General features: G+C 46.6%; 16 protein-coding genes. 7 read left to right on the top strand and 9 right to left on the bottom strand.

Annotated features, from left to right (window positions below; translation table 11 throughout):
* Positions 1 to 65: 65 nt before the first annotated feature.
* On the bottom strand, positions 66 to 791 hold the full coding sequence (locus J4N43_RS14840) for an amidophosphoribosyltransferase (RefSeq protein WP_033905914.1): 726 nt from the start codon (positions 789 to 791) through the stop codon (positions 66 to 68).
* Positions 792 to 875: 84 nt separating this feature from the next.
* Between J4N43_RS14840 and bioH the strand changes: the two genes are divergently transcribed.
* Together bioH and J4N43_RS14830 are read left to right on the top strand one after the other, a co-directional pair.
* Entirely contained in the window at positions 876 to 1,643 is a 768-nt protein-coding gene (bioH, locus tag J4N43_RS14835; RefSeq protein WP_005384724.1) for a pimeloyl-ACP methyl ester esterase BioH, read from the top strand.
* Positions 1,644 to 1,767: 124 nt separating this feature from the next.
* Positions 1,768 to 2,232: a hypothetical protein gene (locus J4N43_RS14830; RefSeq protein WP_005379316.1), complete on the top strand. Its 465-nt coding sequence runs from the start codon at positions 1,768 to 1,770 to the stop codon at positions 2,230 to 2,232.
* Between the two features lie 104 nt (positions 2,233 to 2,336).
* Here J4N43_RS14830 and J4N43_RS14825 read toward each other — a convergent pair whose 3' ends face one another.
* Positions 2,337 to 4,658: a Tex family protein gene (locus tag J4N43_RS14825; protein ID WP_158159537.1), complete on the bottom strand. Its 2,322-nt coding sequence runs from the start codon at positions 4,656 to 4,658 to the stop codon at positions 2,337 to 2,339.
* A gap of 229 nt (positions 4,659 to 4,887) precedes the next feature.
* Between J4N43_RS14825 and J4N43_RS14820 the strand changes: the two genes are divergently transcribed.
* The 5 genes from J4N43_RS14820 (at position 4,888) to envZ (ending at position 10,122) form a co-directional block, all read left to right on the top strand.
* On the top strand, positions 4,888 to 6,768 hold the full coding sequence (locus J4N43_RS14820; RefSeq protein WP_158159538.1) for a putative ATP-dependent zinc protease: 1,881 nt from the start codon (positions 4,888 to 4,890) through the stop codon (positions 6,766 to 6,768).
* Positions 6,769 to 6,885: 117 nt separating this feature from the next.
* Positions 6,886 to 7,377, top strand: coding sequence for a transcription elongation factor GreB (gene greB / locus J4N43_RS14815; protein WP_053307281.1), 492 nt, complete (start codon positions 6,886 to 6,888; stop codon positions 7,375 to 7,377).
* Positions 7,378 to 7,482: 105 nt separating this feature from the next.
* A complete protein-coding gene (locus J4N43_RS14810; protein ID WP_005379332.1) occupies positions 7,483 to 7,878 on the top strand; it encodes a DUF1090 domain-containing protein in 396 nt (131 codons plus the stop codon).
* Positions 7,879 to 8,007: 129 nt separating this feature from the next.
* Positions 8,008 to 8,727 carry an osmolarity response regulator transcription factor OmpR gene (ompR, locus tag J4N43_RS14805; protein WP_005379333.1) on the top strand — a complete coding sequence of 240 codons (720 nt, stop codon included), beginning with the start codon at positions 8,008 to 8,010 and terminating at the stop codon, positions 8,725 to 8,727.
* Between the two features lie 102 nt (positions 8,728 to 8,829).
* Positions 8,830 to 10,122 (top strand): two-component system sensor histidine kinase EnvZ, encoded by a 1,293-nt coding sequence (gene envZ, locus J4N43_RS14800; RefSeq protein ID WP_025768312.1) that lies wholly within the window; start codon positions 8,830 to 8,832, stop codon positions 10,120 to 10,122.
* Positions 10,123 to 10,194: 72 nt separating this feature from the next.
* Here the strand turns inward: envZ and J4N43_RS14795 are convergent, their stop codons facing one another.
* The 7 genes from J4N43_RS14795 to J4N43_RS14765 all read right to left on the bottom strand — a co-directional run bounded on the left by J4N43_RS14795 (position 10,195) and on the right by J4N43_RS14765 (position 19,796).
* Entirely contained in the window at positions 10,195 to 11,583 is a 1,389-nt protein-coding gene (locus J4N43_RS14795; protein ID WP_053349749.1) for a uracil-xanthine permease family protein, read from the bottom strand.
* Positions 11,584 to 11,815: 232 nt separating this feature from the next.
* A complete protein-coding gene (gene recG / locus J4N43_RS14790) occupies positions 11,816 to 13,897 on the bottom strand; it encodes an ATP-dependent DNA helicase RecG (RefSeq protein WP_053349748.1) in 2,082 nt (693 codons plus the stop codon).
* A gap of 253 nt (positions 13,898 to 14,150) precedes the next feature.
* Positions 14,151 to 14,834: a tRNA (guanosine(18)-2'-O)-methyltransferase TrmH gene (trmH, locus tag J4N43_RS14785; RefSeq protein WP_017635001.1), complete on the bottom strand. Its 684-nt coding sequence runs from the start codon at positions 14,832 to 14,834 to the stop codon at positions 14,151 to 14,153.
* A 52-nt stretch (positions 14,835 to 14,886) separates the two neighbouring features.
* On the bottom strand, positions 14,887 to 17,007 hold the full coding sequence (spoT, locus tag J4N43_RS14780; protein WP_005379340.1) for a bifunctional GTP diphosphokinase/guanosine-3',5'-bis pyrophosphate 3'-pyrophosphohydrolase: 2,121 nt from the start codon (positions 17,005 to 17,007) through the stop codon (positions 14,887 to 14,889).
* Positions 17,008 to 17,046: 39 nt separating this feature from the next.
* Positions 17,047 to 17,319, bottom strand: coding sequence for a DNA-directed RNA polymerase subunit omega (gene rpoZ / locus J4N43_RS14775; protein WP_005379346.1), 273 nt, complete (start codon positions 17,317 to 17,319; stop codon positions 17,047 to 17,049).
* Between the two features lie 181 nt (positions 17,320 to 17,500).
* Positions 17,501 to 18,124: a guanylate kinase gene (gene gmk / locus J4N43_RS14770; protein WP_005379347.1), complete on the bottom strand. Its 624-nt coding sequence runs from the start codon at positions 18,122 to 18,124 to the stop codon at positions 17,501 to 17,503.
* A 448-nt stretch (positions 18,125 to 18,572) separates the two neighbouring features.
* A complete protein-coding gene (locus J4N43_RS14765) occupies positions 18,573 to 19,796 on the bottom strand; it encodes a tetratricopeptide repeat protein (RefSeq protein WP_025768315.1) in 1,224 nt (407 codons plus the stop codon).
* Positions 19,797 to 19,800 lie beyond the last annotated feature (4 nt).

Genomic DNA, 19,800 nt, shown 5'->3' with positions numbered 1-19,800 from the left:
CTGCTATTCTACTCTTGTTGACGTATGGGTCTAGTCTTTTTGATGCTAAGGCATGGCGAAGCGATCTAGAGAGAACGAGGAGCAGGTGTTCTGCAGATGCAGTAAATATCGATGCTTTCTACGCCAACTTCAAGTAGTAAATGACATAATTGTCGGACGGTACTGCCTGTGGTGACTACATCATCGACGATGGCAACATGGGAAGAGTGAGGGCGCTTATTGAGAATAAACGCGCCTTTTAAGTTTTGTTCACGGCTTGTTTTGGTATTACCACGCTGTGATTGGGCGAGCCTTACTCGACGAAAGACCTTCGCATCAAAATTAGTCTGCAATTGCTTGGCGAGGTGTCGGGCTAAAACATCACTTTGATTAAAACCCCGGCGCAGGTAACGCTGCCAGTGCAATGGCACACTGGTAATGATTGGAGCTGGCGTGGTGATGCGCTGTGCCAGTTGCTCGGTTAATGCTTTTACATGCCAAGACTCTCCGTGATCTTTAAAGCGTTGTACTTCCCGTGAAAGGGGAAAGTCGTAATCGCCTAACGTGTATAGCCTTTGCCATGGCGGTGGCTTTGAAAGACATTCACCACAAATACTATCCGTACTCATTTCTTCTTTCTGTAATGATAAACCGCAGCGTTGACATCGTTTTACCGGAGTTAGGTATTTTAAACAGTGCTCGCACCAGCGCAGAGTATTTGTGTGGCTTGGTGTTTGAATAGGGAACCGACACAGGCCGCATTGACTGCTCAATACGCGATGCATGATGTTTTGCCAGTGATGAGATAACATAGCGTTTATTCATGGTGATATTTTACTCAGCCTAACGCTTGGCTGAAGCCGTAGGGAATAAAATAAGTGGGAGAGATTGAGAGCATGAGCACGAAATTACACTGGCAGTCATTTGGTCAGGGACCAGATTTGGTGTTACTGCATGGTTGGGGCATGAATGGTGCGGTATGGCAGCAGACAGTCGAGTCTCTTCAACCTTATTTCCGAGTTCATGTGGTTGACCTTCCGGGGTACGGACATAGCGCCGAATCTCATGCTGAAGATTTAGACCATATTGCTAACCTGGTGGTGCAAGGTGCGCCAGAGAAAGCGATTTGGCTTGGTTGGTCCCTCGGAGGTTTAGTGGCGACGCATGTGGCGTTAAATATGCCCGAGCGCGTGGCTAAGTTGATTACGGTTGCCAGCTCACCAAAATTTGCCGCAGAAAAACCGTGGCGCGGCATTCAACCGAATGTACTGAGTGCGTTCACCTCTCAGTTGCTAGAAGATTTCTCACTGACCATTGAGCGCTTTATGGCGTTGCAAGCGATGGGCAGCCCATCAGCGCGTAAAGACGTTAAACAGCTCAAGCAAGCGGTACTATCGCGCCCTCAGCCAAACCCTGAATCGCTGTTGGTTGGGCTAAACATCCTTGCTGATGTGGATCTGCGCGATGCGTTGACGTCTCTTTCTGTTCCAATGTTGCGTCTTTATGGCCGTTTAGATGGGTTGGTGCCAATTAAAGTAGCTAACGATTTAAGTGAACAGTTGCCTCATACCCAGCAGTTTGTTTTTAATCAGTCCTCTCATGCGCCTTTTATCACCGAACATGACGAATTTTGTGTTCAAATCCGAGAGTTTGCTCACGATTGAGCAAGTACGAGCGGAAATACCTCAAGTTGTTTAAAAAGTGGTCGATATAAAGGCTGGTGAGGTTTTATTAGCCAATAAAGCTAAGCCATATTGACGAGTTGGGCGACTCTGAGGAGGGTTCGCAATGATTGTGTCACCGACCAACGTAAGTGTGCCACTGATCGCCCCATCCGTGAATGTGCAGACGGAACAAGCAGCTCGCGACAATAAAGTCCGAGAGCCTGTAACGCCAACGGTCGCATTGGCCAAAACCAATGCAGAGCGAAAAGTAAAAGGTGACGACAAGCGCCGACGTCAGTCTTCTTGGGATCCTTCAGAGCATCCTGATTATGATATGGAAACGGAAGTCGACACGCGTTATCAAGAAGAGCCGGAAGATACACTAGAACGGCTTTTTAGTTTGCTTGCGCTCAAATCGTATAGTGAAGACCAGGGGAAAGGCTACGCGATCCGCTTTCGCTTACCAAAGCGCATTTTGGATGCTGCGATCAATGAAGGATTAATGGAAAAGCGCAGGAAGGTGATCAAGTTTCATTATGGTCATGCAGTCGCTCCCCATACCCCGTCAGAAGTGATAGCAGTATTATGACGACTCAATATCCTACTCAAACAAAAACGCTCCAAGCAGGTTGACTGATTGGAGCGTTTTCTTTTTAGTTATGAAAGCTCGTTAGCGGTGAAGCCTAGGTAAGGTTACTTTTTCGCTTTAGCAAACGCTGCAGCAAACGCACCGCCCATCGCGCTGTTCGATGACGAAGCATCACGGCGAGGCTGACGACGCTGCGGTTGGTCATTACGACGTGGCGCTGCTGATGAGCGTTGGCTGCGGTTGTCTTGACCCGGTTCGTCGTTCATACGCATCGATAGACCAATGCGCTTACGCTGCACGTCCACTTCCATCACTTTCACTTTGACGATGTCGCCTGCTTTCACCACTTCACGTGGGTCAGACACATAACGATCTGTCAGTGCAGAAATATGCACAAGACCATCTTGGTGAACGCCGATATCAACGAAGGCACCGAAGTTGGCTACGTTAGACACCACGCCTTCTAGAATCATGCCCGGTTCCAAGTCAGATACCGAGTTTACACCTTCTGCAAAGGTCGCCGTTTTGAATTCTGGACGTGGGTCACGACCCGGCTTATCCAGCTCTTTGATGATGTCTGTAATGGTTGGAACGCCGAAGTTATCGTCGGTGTAATCGACCGCATGCAGACCTTTAAGGAAGCTTGAATCACCAATCAGTGCTTTGATATCTTTGTTGTTCTTCTCAGAAATCGCTTTGACCACTGGGTACGCTTCTGGGTGAACCGCAGACGCATCAAGTGGGTTCTTACCATCCATGATTCGTAGGAAGCCTGCACACTGCTCGAACGCCTTAGGACCTAAACGAGGTACTTTCTTCAAGGTTGTACGTGCTTCGAAGCGGCCGTTCTCATCGCGGAAGTCGACAATGTTCTGCGCGATGGTGCTTGATAAGCCTGCTACGCGCGTCAGTAGCGCCGCAGAAGCAGTGTTCACATCAACACCAACCGCGTTTACACAGTCTTCCACAATCGCATCTAGGCGTTTTGCCAACATAGATTGGCTTACATCGTGCTGGTATTGACCCACACCAATAGATTTAGGATCAATTTTCACGAGTTCAGCCAATGGATCTTGCAAACGACGTGCAATCGACACTGCACCACGCAGTGATACGTCCATATTCGGGAACTCTTTTGCTGCAAGCTCAGACGCTGAGTAAACCGATGCACCCGCTTCACTCACGATGATTTTCTGAACTTTCAGGTTGCCACGTTTGATGACGTCTGCGACAAAGCTGTCGGTTTCACGTGAAGCCGTGCCGTTACCAATCGCAATCAAATCCACGTTGTACTTACGCACCAACTGATCAACGATTTGTGCTGACTTGTCGTATTGTTTTTGTGGTGGGTGAGGGTAGATGGTTTCGGTGGCAAGCACTTTACCTGTTGAGTCGACAACCGCGATTTTTGAACCTGTACGCAGACCCGGATCTAGACCAAGTGTTGCACGAGGGCCAGCCGGTGCTGCCATCAACAAGTCTTTTAGGTTAGTGGCGAATACTTCAATCGCTTCGATTTCAGCGCGCTCTTTCATTGCGCCCATTAGCTCGGTTTCCATGTGCATCGATACTTTGATGCGCCATGCCCAGCTGATCACTTGCTTACGCCAGGTATCCGCCGGTGCGCTGCTTAGCGTCACGCCATAATGGTCGGCGATAATCGTTTCGCAGTAAGACTGACGAGCGCCTTCTTCCTGTTCTGGATCAGCATTCATTGCCAATGTCAGGAAGCCTTCGTTACGGCCGCGTAGCATCGCCAGTGCGCGGTGCGATGGCACTTTGCTTAGGGGCTCGTTGTGGTTGAAGTAATCTTTAAACTTCTCGCCTTCTTGCTCTTTGCCTTCAACGACTCGTGAAACCAGTTCCGCATTGCGATTTAAGTGGTTGCGAATTTTTTCCAGTAAGTTTGCGTCTTCTGCGATGCGCTCCATGATGATCGCGCGAGCGCCATCCAATGCAGCTTTGGTGTCTGAGATGCCTTTGTCTGCATCAAGGTATTTGCTTGCTTCGCTTTCTGGCTCGGTTTGTGGATGATTCCAAAGCTGATCTGCGAGTGGTTCAAGACCAGCTTCAATCGCGATCTGACCTTTCGTACGACGCTTGGGTTTGTAAGGTAGGTATAAGTCTTCAAGACGAGTTTTGCTGTCTGCCTGCGCGATCTCTTGTTCTAGCTCTGGCGTCAGTTTGCCTTGCTCTTGGATTGATTTGAGGATGATTTGACGGCGATCATCCATTTCACGAAGGTAAGACAGACGGCTGTCCAAAGTACGAAGCTGGGTATCATTAAGGCCCCCCGTCACCTCTTTGCGGTAACGTGCAATAAAAGGGACAGTGTTGCCATCATCAATTAGGGTGACAGCGGCGTTGACTTGCTCTGGGCGAACATTCAGTTCTTGAGCAATCATGCGACAGATAGCTTGGCTCATCCGTGTTTTCTCTTTTAATTCAGTTTTGGTTGTATAGAACATTGGGGTCGTTCGAAGAATTTGCAATGTTTTAAATTAACGAGGCAAAAATTTACCGGGCGCTGGTGGACATCAGTCATATTTATGTCAAAACTGTAATTAAATTGAGAACTTATATCCGCAGTTATCGACTAACCTAATTCCACGGTTGTTGATATCACTAAATGTACCTCGGCTTATACGGATAATCATGATGAAAAAAATGTCTTTGGCGTTAGCGCTTACGAGTGCCTTACTTGCCGCCCCGCTTAGTTGGGCGCAGTCTATCTCAGGAACCACACAAGCTCCCGTTTATCAGCTCGATAACAAATTGGTACTAGGGCGTGTGGAGAGCGTCTACTACAGTGACATTCCGGAACTAAAAGCGGTGCCATTTATTGGCAAGATTGATACTGGTGCAGATACGACATCGATGCATGCGGAGAATATCCATGTCAGTAGCTCACACCCAGATTACCAAGATTTGAAAGATAACGAGTTACTTTGGGCGATTGTCGATGACTTAGGTGGTACGAAGGCAAAGTGGGACGCCGACAGCTTTAAGCCATATCAAGTAAAGGTTAGCTTTACGGTTCCTCACCCTTATACAGGGAAGGAAATACAGATTACCGATGATCTGGAAAGAGTGAGCGCGATTCGCAGTCGAACAAGCAAAAAGCCCATCCTACGCCCGACAATAAAAATGCCGATGACAATCGCTGGTCACACCGTTGATACGGAAGTGAACCTGACCAAGCGTACGCAATTCTCTTCTCCTATCTTGATTGGTAAAACTTATCTCGATGATAACGCATGGGTCTTCGCTGGTTACGATTATCTTCAAGAACAGCCAAGCGCAAAAATGATTGGCAAAAAAGAGACGGTTGAAGTCGAAGGTGTGCCATATAAGATCAGCATTTCAACTTCTAGCCGTTATACCAACGTCCATGCACTGGACATCAAGGTAGACAAAAAGCATAACGAAGTCTCTTTTATGTTAGAGGGCGAGAATGGCAAGCGTCATCCAATGACATTACCCTTGGTACGAATGCTGAAAACGACCAAAAGCGAGCGTCCTTTAGTCTATTTACCCGTCAAAGTCGGCGAAAACGAAACTCAACGTTGGTTGGTGTATCTGCGTGATCGCAGTAAGTTCAGTTCGCAAATTCGCTTAGGTCGGGACGTCGCGAGTCAGCACTTTGTTATTGATACGGACAGAGAAAATCTATTGGGTGGCGTAGAAAAAACGTTCAAAAGCGCACTCAAATCAAAACCTCTTGTCGTTTCACCAGAAGAACAGGTCACCATTGATGGTTATACCGTCCCTGCTTACCCCACTTTTACTGTGAAAACGCCATTACTGCGTGTAAATGGGTTTGAAGTAACAGAAAAAGGTAAGGATGAATCCGTCACGTTTTATTTAATGAACGATGAGGGGAAAGAAGAAAAAATCACCAAACCAGTGTTGAAAAAGCTCAAGGTTGGCAGCGCGGTTCGCCCTGTTGTCGAAGGAGACTTTCTTCTCGGTAGAAAAGACACATCAATGAAGTTTGCGCTCGATGTGCTTGATGAGGGTGACACTCAACCCTTTTTCGTCTTTGGTCATGACATAGCCAAGGGTGGTGTGTTGCTGAACACTCGCGCAGACCATCTACTAGATGCAAGGCCACTTTTCAAAGCTGGCCATATCGAAGTGGCTGAAGTTGAGGGGATGTCTTTCCCTGTGAAGTTAGACACGGGTGCAGATGTAAGCTCAATCAATGCTAAGAACATCAAGCAGTTTAAGAAAGACGGCAAAGACATGGTGAGCTTTACCTATGAGAACGATCTTGGCATGAAACAGGCGTTTACCAAGCCTGTTGTTGATGTCATGCGTATTAAAGCTAAGAAAGGCGAGAAAGCGAACGTACGCCCTGTGGTTGAAATGCATGTTAAGCTTGGCGAATTAGAGAAGAAGATCCGAGTCAACTTACAGGAACGAGGTCGCTTCCATTACAGCATGATTTTAGGTAAAAACTTCCTAAAACATGGCGCGGTTGTTTCGAGTGATACGAATTACATCGTGACGCAAAAACCGGATTACGAAAAGTAACACTCTGGCCGCCTTATCACCTTGATACCCAAAGCCTGAACAACATTGGATCTTTGGGTATATCATCTCCTTAATGCTGCCAAAGAGCAGCATTTTTTAGTTGAGATAGGAGTTAATTTGAAAACTAAGCTGATTACACGAGAAGGTTACAACAAACTCAAACAAGAGCATGATTACCTTTGGAATGAAAAGCGCCCGGAAATCACCAAGATCGTCACTTGGGCGGCGAGCCTGGGCGATCGCTCAGAAAATGCGGATTACACCTTCAATAAACGTTTACTCCGTCAGATCGACCGTCGTGTCCGCTTCCTTCGTAAATTCCTGCCAGAAGTCACGATCGTTGACTATTCTCCACAACAAGAAGGCAAAGTCTTTTTTGGTGCATGGGTGGAAATAGAAAATGAGGCAGGAGAAGTGAAAAAGTTTCGTATTGTCGGGCCTGAAGAGATTTATGGCGATGCGAAAGACTACATCTCTATCGATTCACCTATGGCGCGAGCGATGTTGAAAAAACAAGTGGATGAAGAGTTCACGGTACGCACCCCAGAAGGTGAAAAAGAGTGGTTCATCAACTCAATTGAATATATTCAACCGGCCTCGGAAGACTGAGGCTTTATCACCGATTCAAGTCTCATGAAGTTCACTAGGAGTGACTTGGGTCTCAACGTCAGAATATTTGGTATAAAGGCATGGTGCCTTTCTCGGAGAAGTAAAATGAACAAAGCAGTCATGTGTAGTGCTGCACTAACAATAGGTTTCTCACTTTCAGTTTTTGCTCAAGATGAAGTGAAAGGCTGTGACGCTAAAGAGTTAGCGGTAGAGCAGCAGCTCGAGTATGCAAAAGCGCAAGGTAATGAACATCGAATTAAAGGCTTGGAGCAAGCACTTTCCGCTATCCAGAATGAATGCTCGGAAGGTGAGCTGCGCCAAGAGCTGCAAACAGAAGTGGAAGAAAAGACTAAAGAAGTTGAGGAGCGAGAGGAAGAATTAGTCGAAGCTCAGCATTCAGGGAAAGCAGACAAAATTGAGAAAAAACGTCACAAGCTGGCTGAGGCACAGCAAGAGCTGCTTGAGGCCAAACGTGAACTGGAATGGAATTATGGTCAATAGTAGGTGCTGAAAATACCTGCTAGAGAGAGAATAAAGCGCTTAAGATAAAAAGAGTAACAATTTGCTTGAGCACGTTAGGAAAAACAGTGATACATTTTCGACAATAGACGCTTCTGAAAGGATGTTTCAATGCAAGAAAATCATAAAATTTTAGTGGTTGATGACGATGCTCGTTTACGTGCTCTATTGGAGCGTTACCTTTCTGAGCAAGGTTTTCAGGTACGAAGTGTCGCCAATGGCGAACAGATGGATCGCCTACTAACGCGCGAAAACTTTCACTTAATGGTGCTGGACCTAATGTTGCCAGGTGAAGACGGTTTGTCAATTTGTCGTCGTCTACGCCACGCGAACAATATGTTGCCAATCTTAATGCTCACCGCGAAAGGTGATGAAGTGGACCGCATCGTAGGTCTTGAGGTAGGGGCGGATGATTATTTGCCAAAACCGTTTAACCCACGCGAATTGTTGGCTCGCATCAAGGCAGTATTACGCCGCCAAACTGTAGAGTTGCCGGGTGCACCAAGCACGGAAGAAAAAGTGGTGGAGTTCGGGGAGTTCCGACTCAATCTAGGCACTCGCGAGATGTTCCGCGGTGACGAGGCAATGCCACTCACCTCTGGAGAGTTTGCTGTCCTAAAGGCGCTCGTGATGAATGCGCGTGAGCCAATGTCACGAGATAAATTGATGAACATGGCGCGTGGCCGTGAATATTCTGCAATGGAACGCTCTATTGACGTACAAATCTCACGCTTACGTCGCATGTTAGAAGACGATCCGAGCAAGCCGCGCTACATTCAAACCGTGTGGGGCCTAGGTTATGTTTTCGTCCCAGACGGCAAAGAGGTGTAATCTCTTCACTCCATAGCCAGCACTTGGCTATAGCAACTTCAGCCTTCATTACCTTCCCTTTGAAGGCTGAAATTTCGCGATTAGGACCACTAGGAACGTTCCATGCGCATCCGAAGTTCACTGACACAATCTATTCTGCTGTTCATCTCTTTGCTTCTCGCGAGCCAAGTTTTCTCTTACTACGCCGTTTTTAACTACGCGTTGATGCCGAGTTTGCAGCAGTTCAATAAAATTCTCGCCCATGAGCTCAATTTGGTGCTTGATGATGAAGGACCTTTAAAGTCTGATGCACCGTTAAGGCGTCAATTGTTAGAAAGATTAGGGGTGACGGTTCATAGTCTCGATAGCGATAAGGCGATTGAATTTCATCACGCAATGTCGATTGATTTGATGTCTGAAGAAATGAGCCAAGAGCTGGGTTCGCCCACAGAAGTGCGCTTATTGCTTGGCGATGAAAGTTACATTTTGTGGATGCACATCGAAAAGTTGCCGAACTCCATCATTCGTATTCCGTTATCTGAGCTGCAAGAAGAAGATTTTGCCCCGCTGTTTCGTAACAGCTTGATTATGGCGCTGCTGATCATTGCAGGTGGTTGGTTGTTTATTCGTTTGCAAAACCGTCCACTTTTGGCTTTAGAGAGAGCCGCGAAAGACGTCGGTCGAGGTGAGATCCCGCCCCCCTTAGCAGAGAAAGGCGCATCGGAGATTCGCTCTGTAACTCGAGCCTTTAATCAAATGTCGAAAGGTATTCAAGAGCTAGAAGAAGACCGAGCCTTATTAATGGCAGGGATTAGCCATGACTTACGAACACCTCTGACGCGTATTCGCCTAGCGACAGAAATGATGTCTCCTGAGGACAGCTATCTTGCGGAGGGGATCATTAGCGATACGGAAGAATGTAATGAGATCATCAGTCAGTTTATGGATTATCTCAAACCGGTGAACCAAGAATCGTTTGAAGCGGTTGATATCAGTACGATTGCCAGTGACGTTGCCAGTTCTGAAGGTGGCTATGAGGTTGAAATTGAAACAGATCTTAATCTTAACTTGCCACCAGCCAAAGGAAGCGCGATTGCGATTAAGCGGGCGATCAGTAATTTAGTTGTGAATGCGTTACGTTATGGTAATGGCTGGGTCAAAGTCAGCACTGGTGTGACAGCAGATAAGCAGCTAGTGTGGATTTCAGTAGAGGACAACGGACCGGGTATCGAGCATTCTCAAATCGCGAGGTTATTTGAACCCTTTACGCGTGGTGACACCGCTCGCGGTAGTGAAGGCACTGGGCTAGGGTTGGCGATTGTGAAGCGTATAATCAGCCAGCATTCAGGCTCTGTGGTGATACGTAATCGCAGTGAAGGCGGTTTAATCGCTCAAATCAGTTTTCCTACCAAGTAAGTCGATGGCCTGCACCCTTTAAAACAAAAAGCCCAACCTAAATAGGTTGGGCTTTTCTTATTCTCAATAATCTTAAGACTCTTTCGCTTCCTGAGGAAGTTCATCTTCGTCTTCCAGTTTCTCTGGCAGAAGTAGATTTAAAATGATCGCTGTGATGCCACCTGCTGCAACACCAGTTGAGAAAATACTCTTAATAAATTCTGGCATAAATTGCAGGATCTCTGGTTTTTGTGCGATACCAAGTCCCATTGAGAAGGATAAGGCCATGATCAGAATTGCGCGGCGATCGAGCTCAACACGAGAGATAATACGCACACCAGCGGCAGCAATCGTACCAAACATGACAATCGTTGCGCCGCCAAGTACTGGCTCAGGAATCAGCTGAACAAAGCTAGCGACGCCAGGAAACAAGCCAAGAATCACTAACATGCCAGAAATAAAGTAACCCACGTAGCGGCTCGCGACTCCTGTTAGCATGATGATGCCGTTATTCTGGCTAAACGTTGAGTTCGGGAAGCTGTTGAAAACGGCTGCGATTGCAGAGTTTAAGCCGTCTGCTAACACACCGCCCTTAATGCGTTTCATGTACACTGGGCCTTTTACTGGCTCACCAGACACTTCAGATGTTGCGGTAATATCACCGATGGCTTCTAGTGCGGTAATAAAGAAAATCAGTACCAGCGGAATGAACAGAGACCAGTCAAACGATAAGCCATATTGCATTGGTACGGGCAGTGCTACGATCTCGGTTGCGCCTAGCTGAGAAGTATCTACCATCCCCATAAAATACGCCATGATGTAGCCCACTAGCATCGCAATCACGATTGAAGCCACACGGATGTATGGGTTTTTCGAGCGGTTTAAAATCACAATTAATCCAAGTACCGTCCCAGCCAGAGCAAGTTTGTCTAAGCTGCCGAAGGTTCCTTCATTTAATGCTGCGTAGCCACCGCCCATTGATACTAAGCCGACTTGAATCAGTGTGAGACCGATAAGAGTGACGATGATGCCTGAAACAAGCGGAGTGATGATTCGGCGGGCATGCTCCAACACGCGAGATAGAAAAATTTCTGCAAATGATGCGACTAAAATCGTACCAAAAATGGCAGCCATCATGGTACTGATGTCTGCTCCACCGGCTTTCAGCGATAGGCCTGCACCAATAATAGGACCTAAAAAGTTAAAGCTGGTGCCTTGAACAGAGAGCAAACCAGAGCCAATTGGGCCAACGGTGCGAATTTGAATAAACGAAGACACGCCTGACGCAAACAAAGACATGCTGATGATGGTATTCGTTTGGTCTGCTGGTACACCCAAAGACTGACAGATGATCAGTGACGGAGTGATAACCGCGACGAACATCGCCAATAAGTGCTGAAGTGCGGCAAAAATGGTTTGAGGCAAAGGTGGTCGATCGTTGAGTTGATAGACCAGTTCCGAAGATCGGTTTGAAGTTGTCATTGTTTGTCTCGCTAGTCGCAATATTTCCCTAGTTCTCGCTGAATGGGAGAGCAGGGTGGAGTTGACGTCGTTACCTGTGATTGCTGTTAATCAGAGTCAACTCAGGTTGGTGGAGTGTGATCTAACACACTTAAAAATTTGTGCGCGATTATAGAGAGATTTACTCAAAAAGCAAACGTTTGCTTTGTTTTTGGCGTATTAAAAAACGAGCCATTTGGCTCGCTTTCAATCATTACGCTTTGGAGTAAATATCCCGCTCACCCAACCAGCGATCGATAATCGCTGTTGCGTTAGTCGGGTAATTGTCATGAATATGACGCGCAATACGCTGAACTTCGGGAATCAGGCGTTGATCTCGAACTAAGTCTGCGATTTTGAAATCAGCAAGACCTGTCTGCTTTGTACCCAATAGTTCTCCAGGGCCACGAATTTCTAGGTCTTTCTGCGCAATGACGAAGCCATCGTTACTTTCACGTAGTACTCCGAGACGTTTTTGCGCGGTTTTTGACAGCGGAGAGTGGTACAGCAGCACACAATGGCTAGCAACGGAACCTCGGCCCACGCGACCTCTTAACTGGTGTAATTGTGCCAAACCAAGACGTTCAGGGTTTTCTATGATCATCAAGCTAGAGTTTGGCACATCCACACCAACTTCAATCACTGTCGTTGCGACCAGCAAATGCAGTTTGTTGTCTTTGAAATCTTGCATCACCGCTTGTTTCTCTGCCGGCTTCATTCGTCCGTGTACTAGACCAATTTTTACGTCCGGTAGCTTACGTTGAAGCTCTTCTGCGGTATCTGCCGCGGCTTGCGCTTCTAATACTTCCGACTCATCAATCAGGGTACACACCCAATATGCCTGCTTGCCTTCGTTTAAGCAGGCATTTCGGACACGTTCGACGATATCATTGCGTTTGGTGTCTGGAATCGCGACAGTCTGGATTGGTGTTCGACCTGGCGGTAACTCATCAATCACCGACGTTTCTAAGTCAGCATAAGCAGTCATGGCTAACGTTCGCGGAATCGGCGTTGCTGTCATGATGAGCTGATGTGGATAAGCGCCTTGTTTTGCACCTTTTTCACGCAATTCTAATCGCTGATGGACACCGAAGCGGTGCTGTTCATCAATGATGACCAAAGCAAGGTGATGAAATTCAACGTGCTCTTGGAATAGCGCGTGAGTACCCACTACCATTTTTGCTTCACCACTGGCAATACGAGCCAACTCGGCTTCCTTTGCCTTACCTTTGAGTTTGCCCGCTAACCAACCGACTTGAATGCCCATTGTTTCAAACCAGTTTGCGAAGTTGATAGCGTGTTGCTCGGCCAATAGTTCGGTTGGCGCCATGAGTGCCACCTGATGGCCATGCTCAATGGCTCTAACAGCGGCCAAAGCGGCAACCAACGTTTTCCCCGAACCAACATCGCCTTGCACTAATCGCATCATTGGGTGCGGTTTTTCTAGATCGGCTTCAATCTCTTGTACTACTCGGGTTTGAGCGTTTGTAGGAGAGAAAGGCAGTTGGGCTAAAAGCTGCGTTTTTAGTTTATTACAAGGACCGAGAGGTAGCGCTGAATCCTTCTGACCTTTGCTACGCACCGCTAGCATCGATAAGTTTTGTGCGAGCAATTCTTCCATGATCAAGCGGATTTGGGCAGGATGTTTGCCTTCGTCAAACTCATCTAAATTAATGGTTGGTGGTGGGCGATGAATGGTGTGCAGCGCTTGCGACATCGTGATTTGATGGTCATACAACCCCGCTGGAAGTAATTCCTGCACTGCGGTTTTATCAAGCAGGGCTAAAGCTTGTTCGGTAAGGTTGCGCAATGTGATTTGACGCAATCCATCGGTGGTGGGATAAACAGGGGTTAAGCTCTGTTCTACATCGGGCTTTTGCTCACTGACGTAAAACTTGTAGTCAGGATGAACAATTTCCAAGCCCACGCCACCGCGCTTAATTTCACCGTAAGCATGTACTAACTTACCTTGCGTGAAATTGTTCTTCATGGCTGCGGTAAAGTTGAAAAAGCGCAGCGTGATAGTGCCATTACCGTCGCTGATTTTTACCGTTAGCATTTTGCGCTTACCGAAGATGGTGTCGACTGCCATGACCTTACCTTGCACGGCCGCCCAAAGGCCAGCATGCAGTTTGGCAATAGGGTAAATACGAGTACGATCTTCGTAGCGTAACGGAAGGTGAAACAGCAAATCTTGAACGCTATGTAAGCCAACTTTGGCGAGTTTTTCTGCGACTTTCGCGCCAACTCCAGAAAGGGAGGTTAATGGGACGGCAGATAACATTTGGGCGGACATAGAGGGCTCAAGAAAATGGTTAACATAGCAGTATGTTAACCATGGAGCTGTGTTTTTGTACAGGAAAAAATAGTCATGCTTTAGTTAGTGTCATGATTTGACTGATAACCTATCATTCCGAGGAGCTTTAGCGACATCAGGATTCTATTTCCAACAAGTATGTCGCTGAAGTTAACACTATCAGCATCTGTATATTTGAGAATTAGATCCTGAACCACGCTCCTTCGCCGCCGTTCAGGATGACGAAAGTCTGTTACTTGCTTTGCATCTCTTGCCACCACGCGTCATCGGCGATGATTTGACCTTCTTCATCGAGTGGTGGGTAAACGAGCCCTTTTCGTTTCGCGACCTTTGCCAGCACTGGGTGACCACGTTCAAAGAGAATACGGTTGATTGTCTCTTTAGGCAGAGCGCTTTCTTCTCGGTCGTACATGCCTGCGGCTTCACGTTGACGTTGCGCTTCATACAAAATTACGGCACTGGCAACCGATACGTTTAGTGACTGCACCATGCCCACCATTGGGATAATAATGTCTTGATCGGCAAGCTGTTTGGCTTGCTCCGAAGCGCCAACTTTTTCACTGCCTAAAATGATTGCCGTTGGTCTGGTGTAGTCGATCTCGCGAAAATCGACGGCGGTGTCCGAAAGATTGGTCACCAAAACCTGCATACCTTGCGCTTTGAGTTCGGTAATCGCAGTTTCAATCGAATCGTGAGTATCCACTTCAACCCAGTTACGCGCGCCAGCTGAGGTATGGCTCAGCGTACGCATTTTGTCTGGCCAAATTGCGTGAACTTTGTGTAAGCCTGTCGCGTCAGCGGTGCGGATCACGGCAGAGACGTTGTTTGGCTTATGTACTTCTTCGAGACAAAGTGTCAGATCAGTTTGGCGAGTTTTTAGGACTTGGTGAATACGGTTGTAACGTTCTAGGTTCATATTTATTGAGGTATAAAAAATCGCCACCTAACAGAGTAGGTGGCGATAGAGGTTAGTTCTTTCTGCGTCTGACTCGGGTTGCTTGAGGCATTGCCTTAATCTTACGCATGATACCAGCAAGGTGGACACGATCTTTCGTCGTCAACAGCACAGTCACAGTGTATAGACGACCATCACGTTCTTCCGTTGAAAGGCCATGAATGTTTGATCCTGTTTTCGAGATCACGTTGGTCAGTTCTGCAAGAGCACCTTGGTTGTTAAGCATGTCGACTTTAAGTTCAGCAATGAACTCTTTATCGTAGTCTTCAGACCAAGCGACAGCCATATAACGGTCTGGCTCTTTCTGATAACCACGAACGTTCGGACATGTTTCTCGGTGAACAACCAAACCACGACCAGGCGATACGTGAGCAATAATGTGATCATCTGGGATAGGATGACAACAATTTGCAAACGTCAGCAATAAGCCTTCTGCGCCACGAATCGGAAGCTTCTTCTTCGAGTCCGTTGGGATTGAACTTGTTGTCGTGAGCTCTTCGGTGTCACCAAGGAGACGACGTGCGATCACAATGCTCATCAACTCACCCAATCCAATAGCAGCCAATAAATCATCGATGCTTTCTAGGCGAAGATCATTCAAGACTTCTTGGATATTTTCTGGATAAATTGAATCAATCGAGTGACGGCCAAGTGCGTGATTAAGTAGGCGACGACCTAAAGTAATCGACTCTTCACGACGCATCGTTTTCAGTACTTGTCGAATCTTAGTGCGGGCACGAGAAGTCACGACATAGTTTAGCCATGCCGCATTCGGACGCGCACCAGGGGCACTGATAATTTCCACCGTCTGACCGTTTTTCAATGCCTTACTCAATGGGTAAGGGTTACGATCAACACGAGCACCAACACAAGAGTTGCCTACATCGGTATGTACGGCATAGGCAAAGTCGACAGCCGTTGCGCCTAAAGGCAATTCAACGATACGACCTTTTGGTGTGAAGACGTAAATCTCATCTGGGAAAAGATCGGATTTTACGTTTTCAATGAATTCGAATGAGTTACCCGCGCTTTGTTGTAGCTCTAACAGGCTTTGCATCCAACGCTGAGCTTTCACTTGCGCAGTGGTGCCAGACTTGTCGCCTTTGTCTTTGTAAGACCAGTGTGCCGCGACACCTTTGTCCGCCATTTGATCCATATCTTCAGTACGGATCTGAACTTCAACAGGTACGCCGTGTGGGCCAACCATGGAAGTGTGTAGCGATTGATAGCCGTTCGCCTTTGGTACCGCGATGTAATCTTTCATGCGACCAGGACGTGGCTTATACAAGCTGTGTACTTGGCCTAAAACGCGATAACAAGTATCAGCGGTATCAACAACGACTCGGAACGCATAGATATCCATGATGGTATGAAAGCGCTGTTCTTTGGTTTTCATCTTGTTATAGATAGAGAACAGGTTTTTCTCACGACCAACGACGCGAGCATTCAAGCCAAAATCTTGCAGACGGCCTTCTATTTCGCTGTGAATGCGTTGGATCATCTCTTTACGATTACCACGTGCGGCTTTAACCACTTCTTTCAGTACGCGGTAGCGGTTGGGATATAGCGCCTCAAAGCCCAACTCTTCGAGTTCGGTTTTGATATTGTGAATACCAAGACGATGAGCGAGGGGCGCGTAAATTTCTAACGTTTCACGAGCAATACGACGCTTTTTATCTGGTCGAAGCGCGCCAAGCGTACGCATGTTATGCGTGCGGTCAGCCAGTTTGATCAGAATGACGCGGATATCTTGCACCATGGCCAGAACCATCTTACGAAAGTTCTCAGCCTGAGCCTCTTTCCTATCGCGGAATTTGAGTTTGTCCAGTTTAGATACACCATCAACCAATTCTGCGACAGTGTTGCCGAATTTCTCTTCGAGATCTTCTTTAGTTACATCACAGTCTTCAATGACGTCATGCAGCAAAGCAGCTTGGAGGGTTTCGATATCAAGGCGCATTTCGGCCAAGATACGAGCCACAGCGACAGGGTGGATGATGTATGGTTCACCGCTAGAGCGGGTTTGCCCTTCATGGGCATCTCTCGCTACCACATAAGATTGACGCAGAGCCTCAATCTGAGGCTCTGTTAGGTATTCTTGGGCAACGTCTTTGAGGCTATCGAATAGATACAAATTATAGGCCCGGGAGGTTGTTGAATTCTAAAGTCAGAATTAACGGTTGTGAGCGATGCTGCTTACTGCCGCTAGCTCTGCCGCTTCTTGCTCTTGCTGTTCTTGACGTTCACGAGCGTCTAGAACTTCTTTAGTAATTAAACCTTCTTCGATTTCGCGTAGAGCGATAACCGTTGGCTTATCGTTCTCTTCTGGCACTAGTGCATCTTTACCGCCAGTTTGCATTTGACGAGCGCGGCGAGCCGCAATCAGTACTAGGTCGAAACGGTTGCCAACTTTTTCAACAGCGTCTTGAACAGTTACGCGTGCCATGAGGACTCCAAATAGTTAACTAAAATTTTAGAATGACGAGAAAGTATACAACCTAACTACTTTATTTACTAGCAATTAGACAAGCCACCGTTTGTGGACTTTCTCAGGTAGTTTATTGTGTTTTTCGCACTGGGCAAAAAACGGGAAATTCTTTATGTTTTACAGCGTGACTTTTTTGAAGTTACTCTGCTAACAACGCGTCAAGCATACCTTTATATTTAGCAGCTTGCTTTTCTTCCTTCAATCTTTCAGCACGCAAGATAGCTTTAAAATCCATCAAAGCGGTATCAAAATCGTCGTTTACGATCACGTAGTCGTACTCGTTGTAATGAGAGATTTCCGACTTGGCTTCAGCCATACGCTTTGCGATCACTTCATCGCTATCTTGACCACGAGTGTTCAAGCGACGCTCTAACTCACCGTTTGATGGTGGCAGGATGAAGATGCTTTTGGCTTCTGGCATTTGTTCACGGATTTGGCGTGCGCCTTGCCAGTCGATATCTAGAAAAACGTCGATACCTTTATTTAGTGTTTCTTCAATCCATACACGAGATGTGCCGTAATAATTACCAAACACTTCTGCGTATTCTAGGAAGTCACCTTTAGCGATCAGGGCTTCAAACTCATCTTTCGCTACAAAATGGTAGTGGACACCATTTTCTTCACCAGGTCGCATGTTGCGCGTGGTGTGAGACACAGACACTTTCATTGCGTAGGTTGGGTTGCGTTCCAACATCGCTGAGATCAAGCTAGATTTACCTGCGCCGCTAGGTGCAGATACGATATAGAGAGTACCTTTGCCCATTGTACTGTTCCACTTTTGATTGGATTGATTGAGTGCCGAAGGAAAGTTCGACATTCTTATAACGATAGCACTGGCATTGAGAAATCAACCACCAAAGGGGTGGATATTGGTGATAATCCCGCCAGAAAAATGGAGGCGAAGAGTATCATGATCTCTATTTTGTTACCAGTTGATCTTTCTGTCTGTGATCGTCTCAGATGAAATAGTTACTTACGCCAGAGTGTTCCTAAACAGCGAAGAAGGAGCGTGATACAGGACTTACCATCCGCGCACTCTGTTATTAAAACCATTTCTACAACCGTTTAGTGTGCTGATTTTAGGTTTAGAGTCCCGATTTGGCTTGCGTGAGTGACTCTGGTTAAAAATAGGGGTTAATAAAGATAAAACGGAAAAAAGGGGAAGCTTTCACTTCCCCAGGCGTGCGACTGACTCACACTTAATCTTCGAATTATCCTTGAGACTCTAGGAAATTTATCCAAGGGCTAACGGTTGACCTGAATTTTGGCGATTGAGCAGCGCCTTTCATCGCCTGCAAGGCCTTTTGTGGTTGCTTAAGCTCGAAATAGGCCATCCCGCGAATGTATTCAAGTTCTGCCTTTTGCTCTTTAGAGGCACTGGATGCCGCGCTTTCTACAAAACGAGTTGCTTCAGAATACTGCTTGTCTTGTATCATTAAGCGAGCAATCTGAATTTGCGTTTTAGCAGAAGGAGCGAGGTTATATGACTTTTTATAAGCGAGAATTGATTTATCTAGCTCTTTAGCTTGCTGCCAGAAACTGGCTAGGCGGTCATAGTTTTCCTTCGTCTTTTCAATGTTTCCAGCTGCCATTTCCTTGTCAAGAGTTTTGGCTGCTTTATATGGAATACCTTGATAAGCCAAGAAGTTTACAAAGCGTAAATATTCCTTCTCTCCTTCTAGTTTCCCCATTTTGTAAACCATTTCTAGGGTGGCTAGAGAGTTGCGTTCTTGACCTAGCTCCATGTAGACACCAGAAAGTTGCATCCAGTAACGCTTTTTCTGAGGGTACTTTGAAGTCAGAGTTTTGAGTACACTGGCAACGCTTTTCAGCTGGCCTAACTCGTAGTGAGATGCAACGAGAATTAAGTACCAAGACTCACTTGGGCTCTTGCTCATCGCGATGGCTTTTTTGGTTGGCGGGATTGCATTTTTGTAATCTTCCAACTGAACATAAGCGCTCGCTAACGTGATATAAGCATGAGCTTGAGGCTTCTCTTTGGTTGTTTCTGCAACCTTGAACCATTCCTTCATCGTTTTTACAGACAACGTATACTTTTCTTCAGCTAGGTAAAGCTGAGCCAAGCTGTAGCGAACTTGTTGAGCAACAGGAACGGGAAGTGCGTCGAGCTGTAATGCTTCGGCAAAGTATTTTGCTGCTTGCACATAATTGTCTTGTAGCGAATACAAAAAGCCAGTCTGCTGAAGTAAAACTGCTCGGTCGTATTTTTTCGAACTTGTGCTTTCTAAAGCGCTTGCTAGTTTTTCTTTCGCTGCTGAATATTTTTCAGTTGCGATCAACTCTTGCACTTTGTTAACGGTTCGAAATGTCCGATCTGATAACTGAGGAGCTTCTTTTGCCATCGTAGGAGCGGCCATTGCCACTCCTGCGAAGAGAATTAAAGAAGCCACTTTGCTTTTCCATAAACTTTTCATCGTG

It is taken from the genome of Vibrio sp. SCSIO 43009 (genome assembly GCF_023716525.1).
GTDB classification, from domain to species: domain Bacteria; phylum Pseudomonadota; class Gammaproteobacteria; order Enterobacterales; family Vibrionaceae; genus Vibrio; species Vibrio alginolyticus.
Note: the sequence above shows the minus strand (reverse complement) of the source record. Positions and strands in the feature narration are given on the sequence as shown.

Excerpts from the sequence above, each read along its gene's own strand:
- recG (WP_053349748.1), bottom strand. The coding sequence starts at position 13,897 with ATGTCCGCCCAAATGTTATCTGCCGTCCCATTAACCTCCCTTTCTGGA.
- J4N43_RS14795 (WP_053349749.1), bottom strand. The coding sequence starts at position 11,583 with ATGACAACTTCAAACCGATCTTCGGAACTGGTCTATCAACTCAACGAT.
- J4N43_RS14810 (WP_005379332.1), top strand. The coding sequence starts at position 7,483 with ATGAACAAAGCAGTCATGTGTAGTGCTGCACTAACAATAGGTTTCTCA.
- J4N43_RS14840 (WP_033905914.1), bottom strand. The coding sequence starts at position 791 with ATGTTATCTCATCACTGGCAAAACATCATGCATCGCGTATTGAGCAGT.
- J4N43_RS14825 (WP_158159537.1), bottom strand. The coding sequence starts at position 4,658 with ATGAGCCAAGCTATCTGTCGCATGATTGCTCAAGAACTGAATGTTCGC.
- envZ (WP_025768312.1), top strand. The coding sequence starts at position 8,830 with ATGCGCATCCGAAGTTCACTGACACAATCTATTCTGCTGTTCATCTCT.
- J4N43_RS14820 (WP_158159538.1), top strand. The coding sequence starts at position 4,888 with ATGATGAAAAAAATGTCTTTGGCGTTAGCGCTTACGAGTGCCTTACTT.
- trmH (WP_017635001.1), bottom strand. The coding sequence starts at position 14,834 with ATGAACCTAGAACGTTACAACCGTATTCACCAAGTCCTAAAAACTCGC.
- bioH (WP_005384724.1), top strand. The coding sequence starts at position 876 with ATGAGCACGAAATTACACTGGCAGTCATTTGGTCAGGGACCAGATTTG.
- ompR (WP_005379333.1), top strand. The coding sequence starts at position 8,008 with ATGCAAGAAAATCATAAAATTTTAGTGGTTGATGACGATGCTCGTTTA.
- rpoZ (WP_005379346.1), bottom strand. The coding sequence starts at position 17,319 with ATGGCACGCGTAACTGTTCAAGACGCTGTTGAAAAAGTTGGCAACCGT.
- J4N43_RS14765 (WP_025768315.1), bottom strand. The coding sequence starts at position 19,796 with ATGAAAAGTTTATGGAAAAGCAAAGTGGCTTCTTTAATTCTCTTCGCA.
- gmk (WP_005379347.1), bottom strand. The coding sequence starts at position 18,124 with ATGGGCAAAGGTACTCTCTATATCGTATCTGCACCTAGCGGCGCAGGT.
- J4N43_RS14830 (WP_005379316.1), top strand. The coding sequence starts at position 1,768 with ATGATTGTGTCACCGACCAACGTAAGTGTGCCACTGATCGCCCCATCC.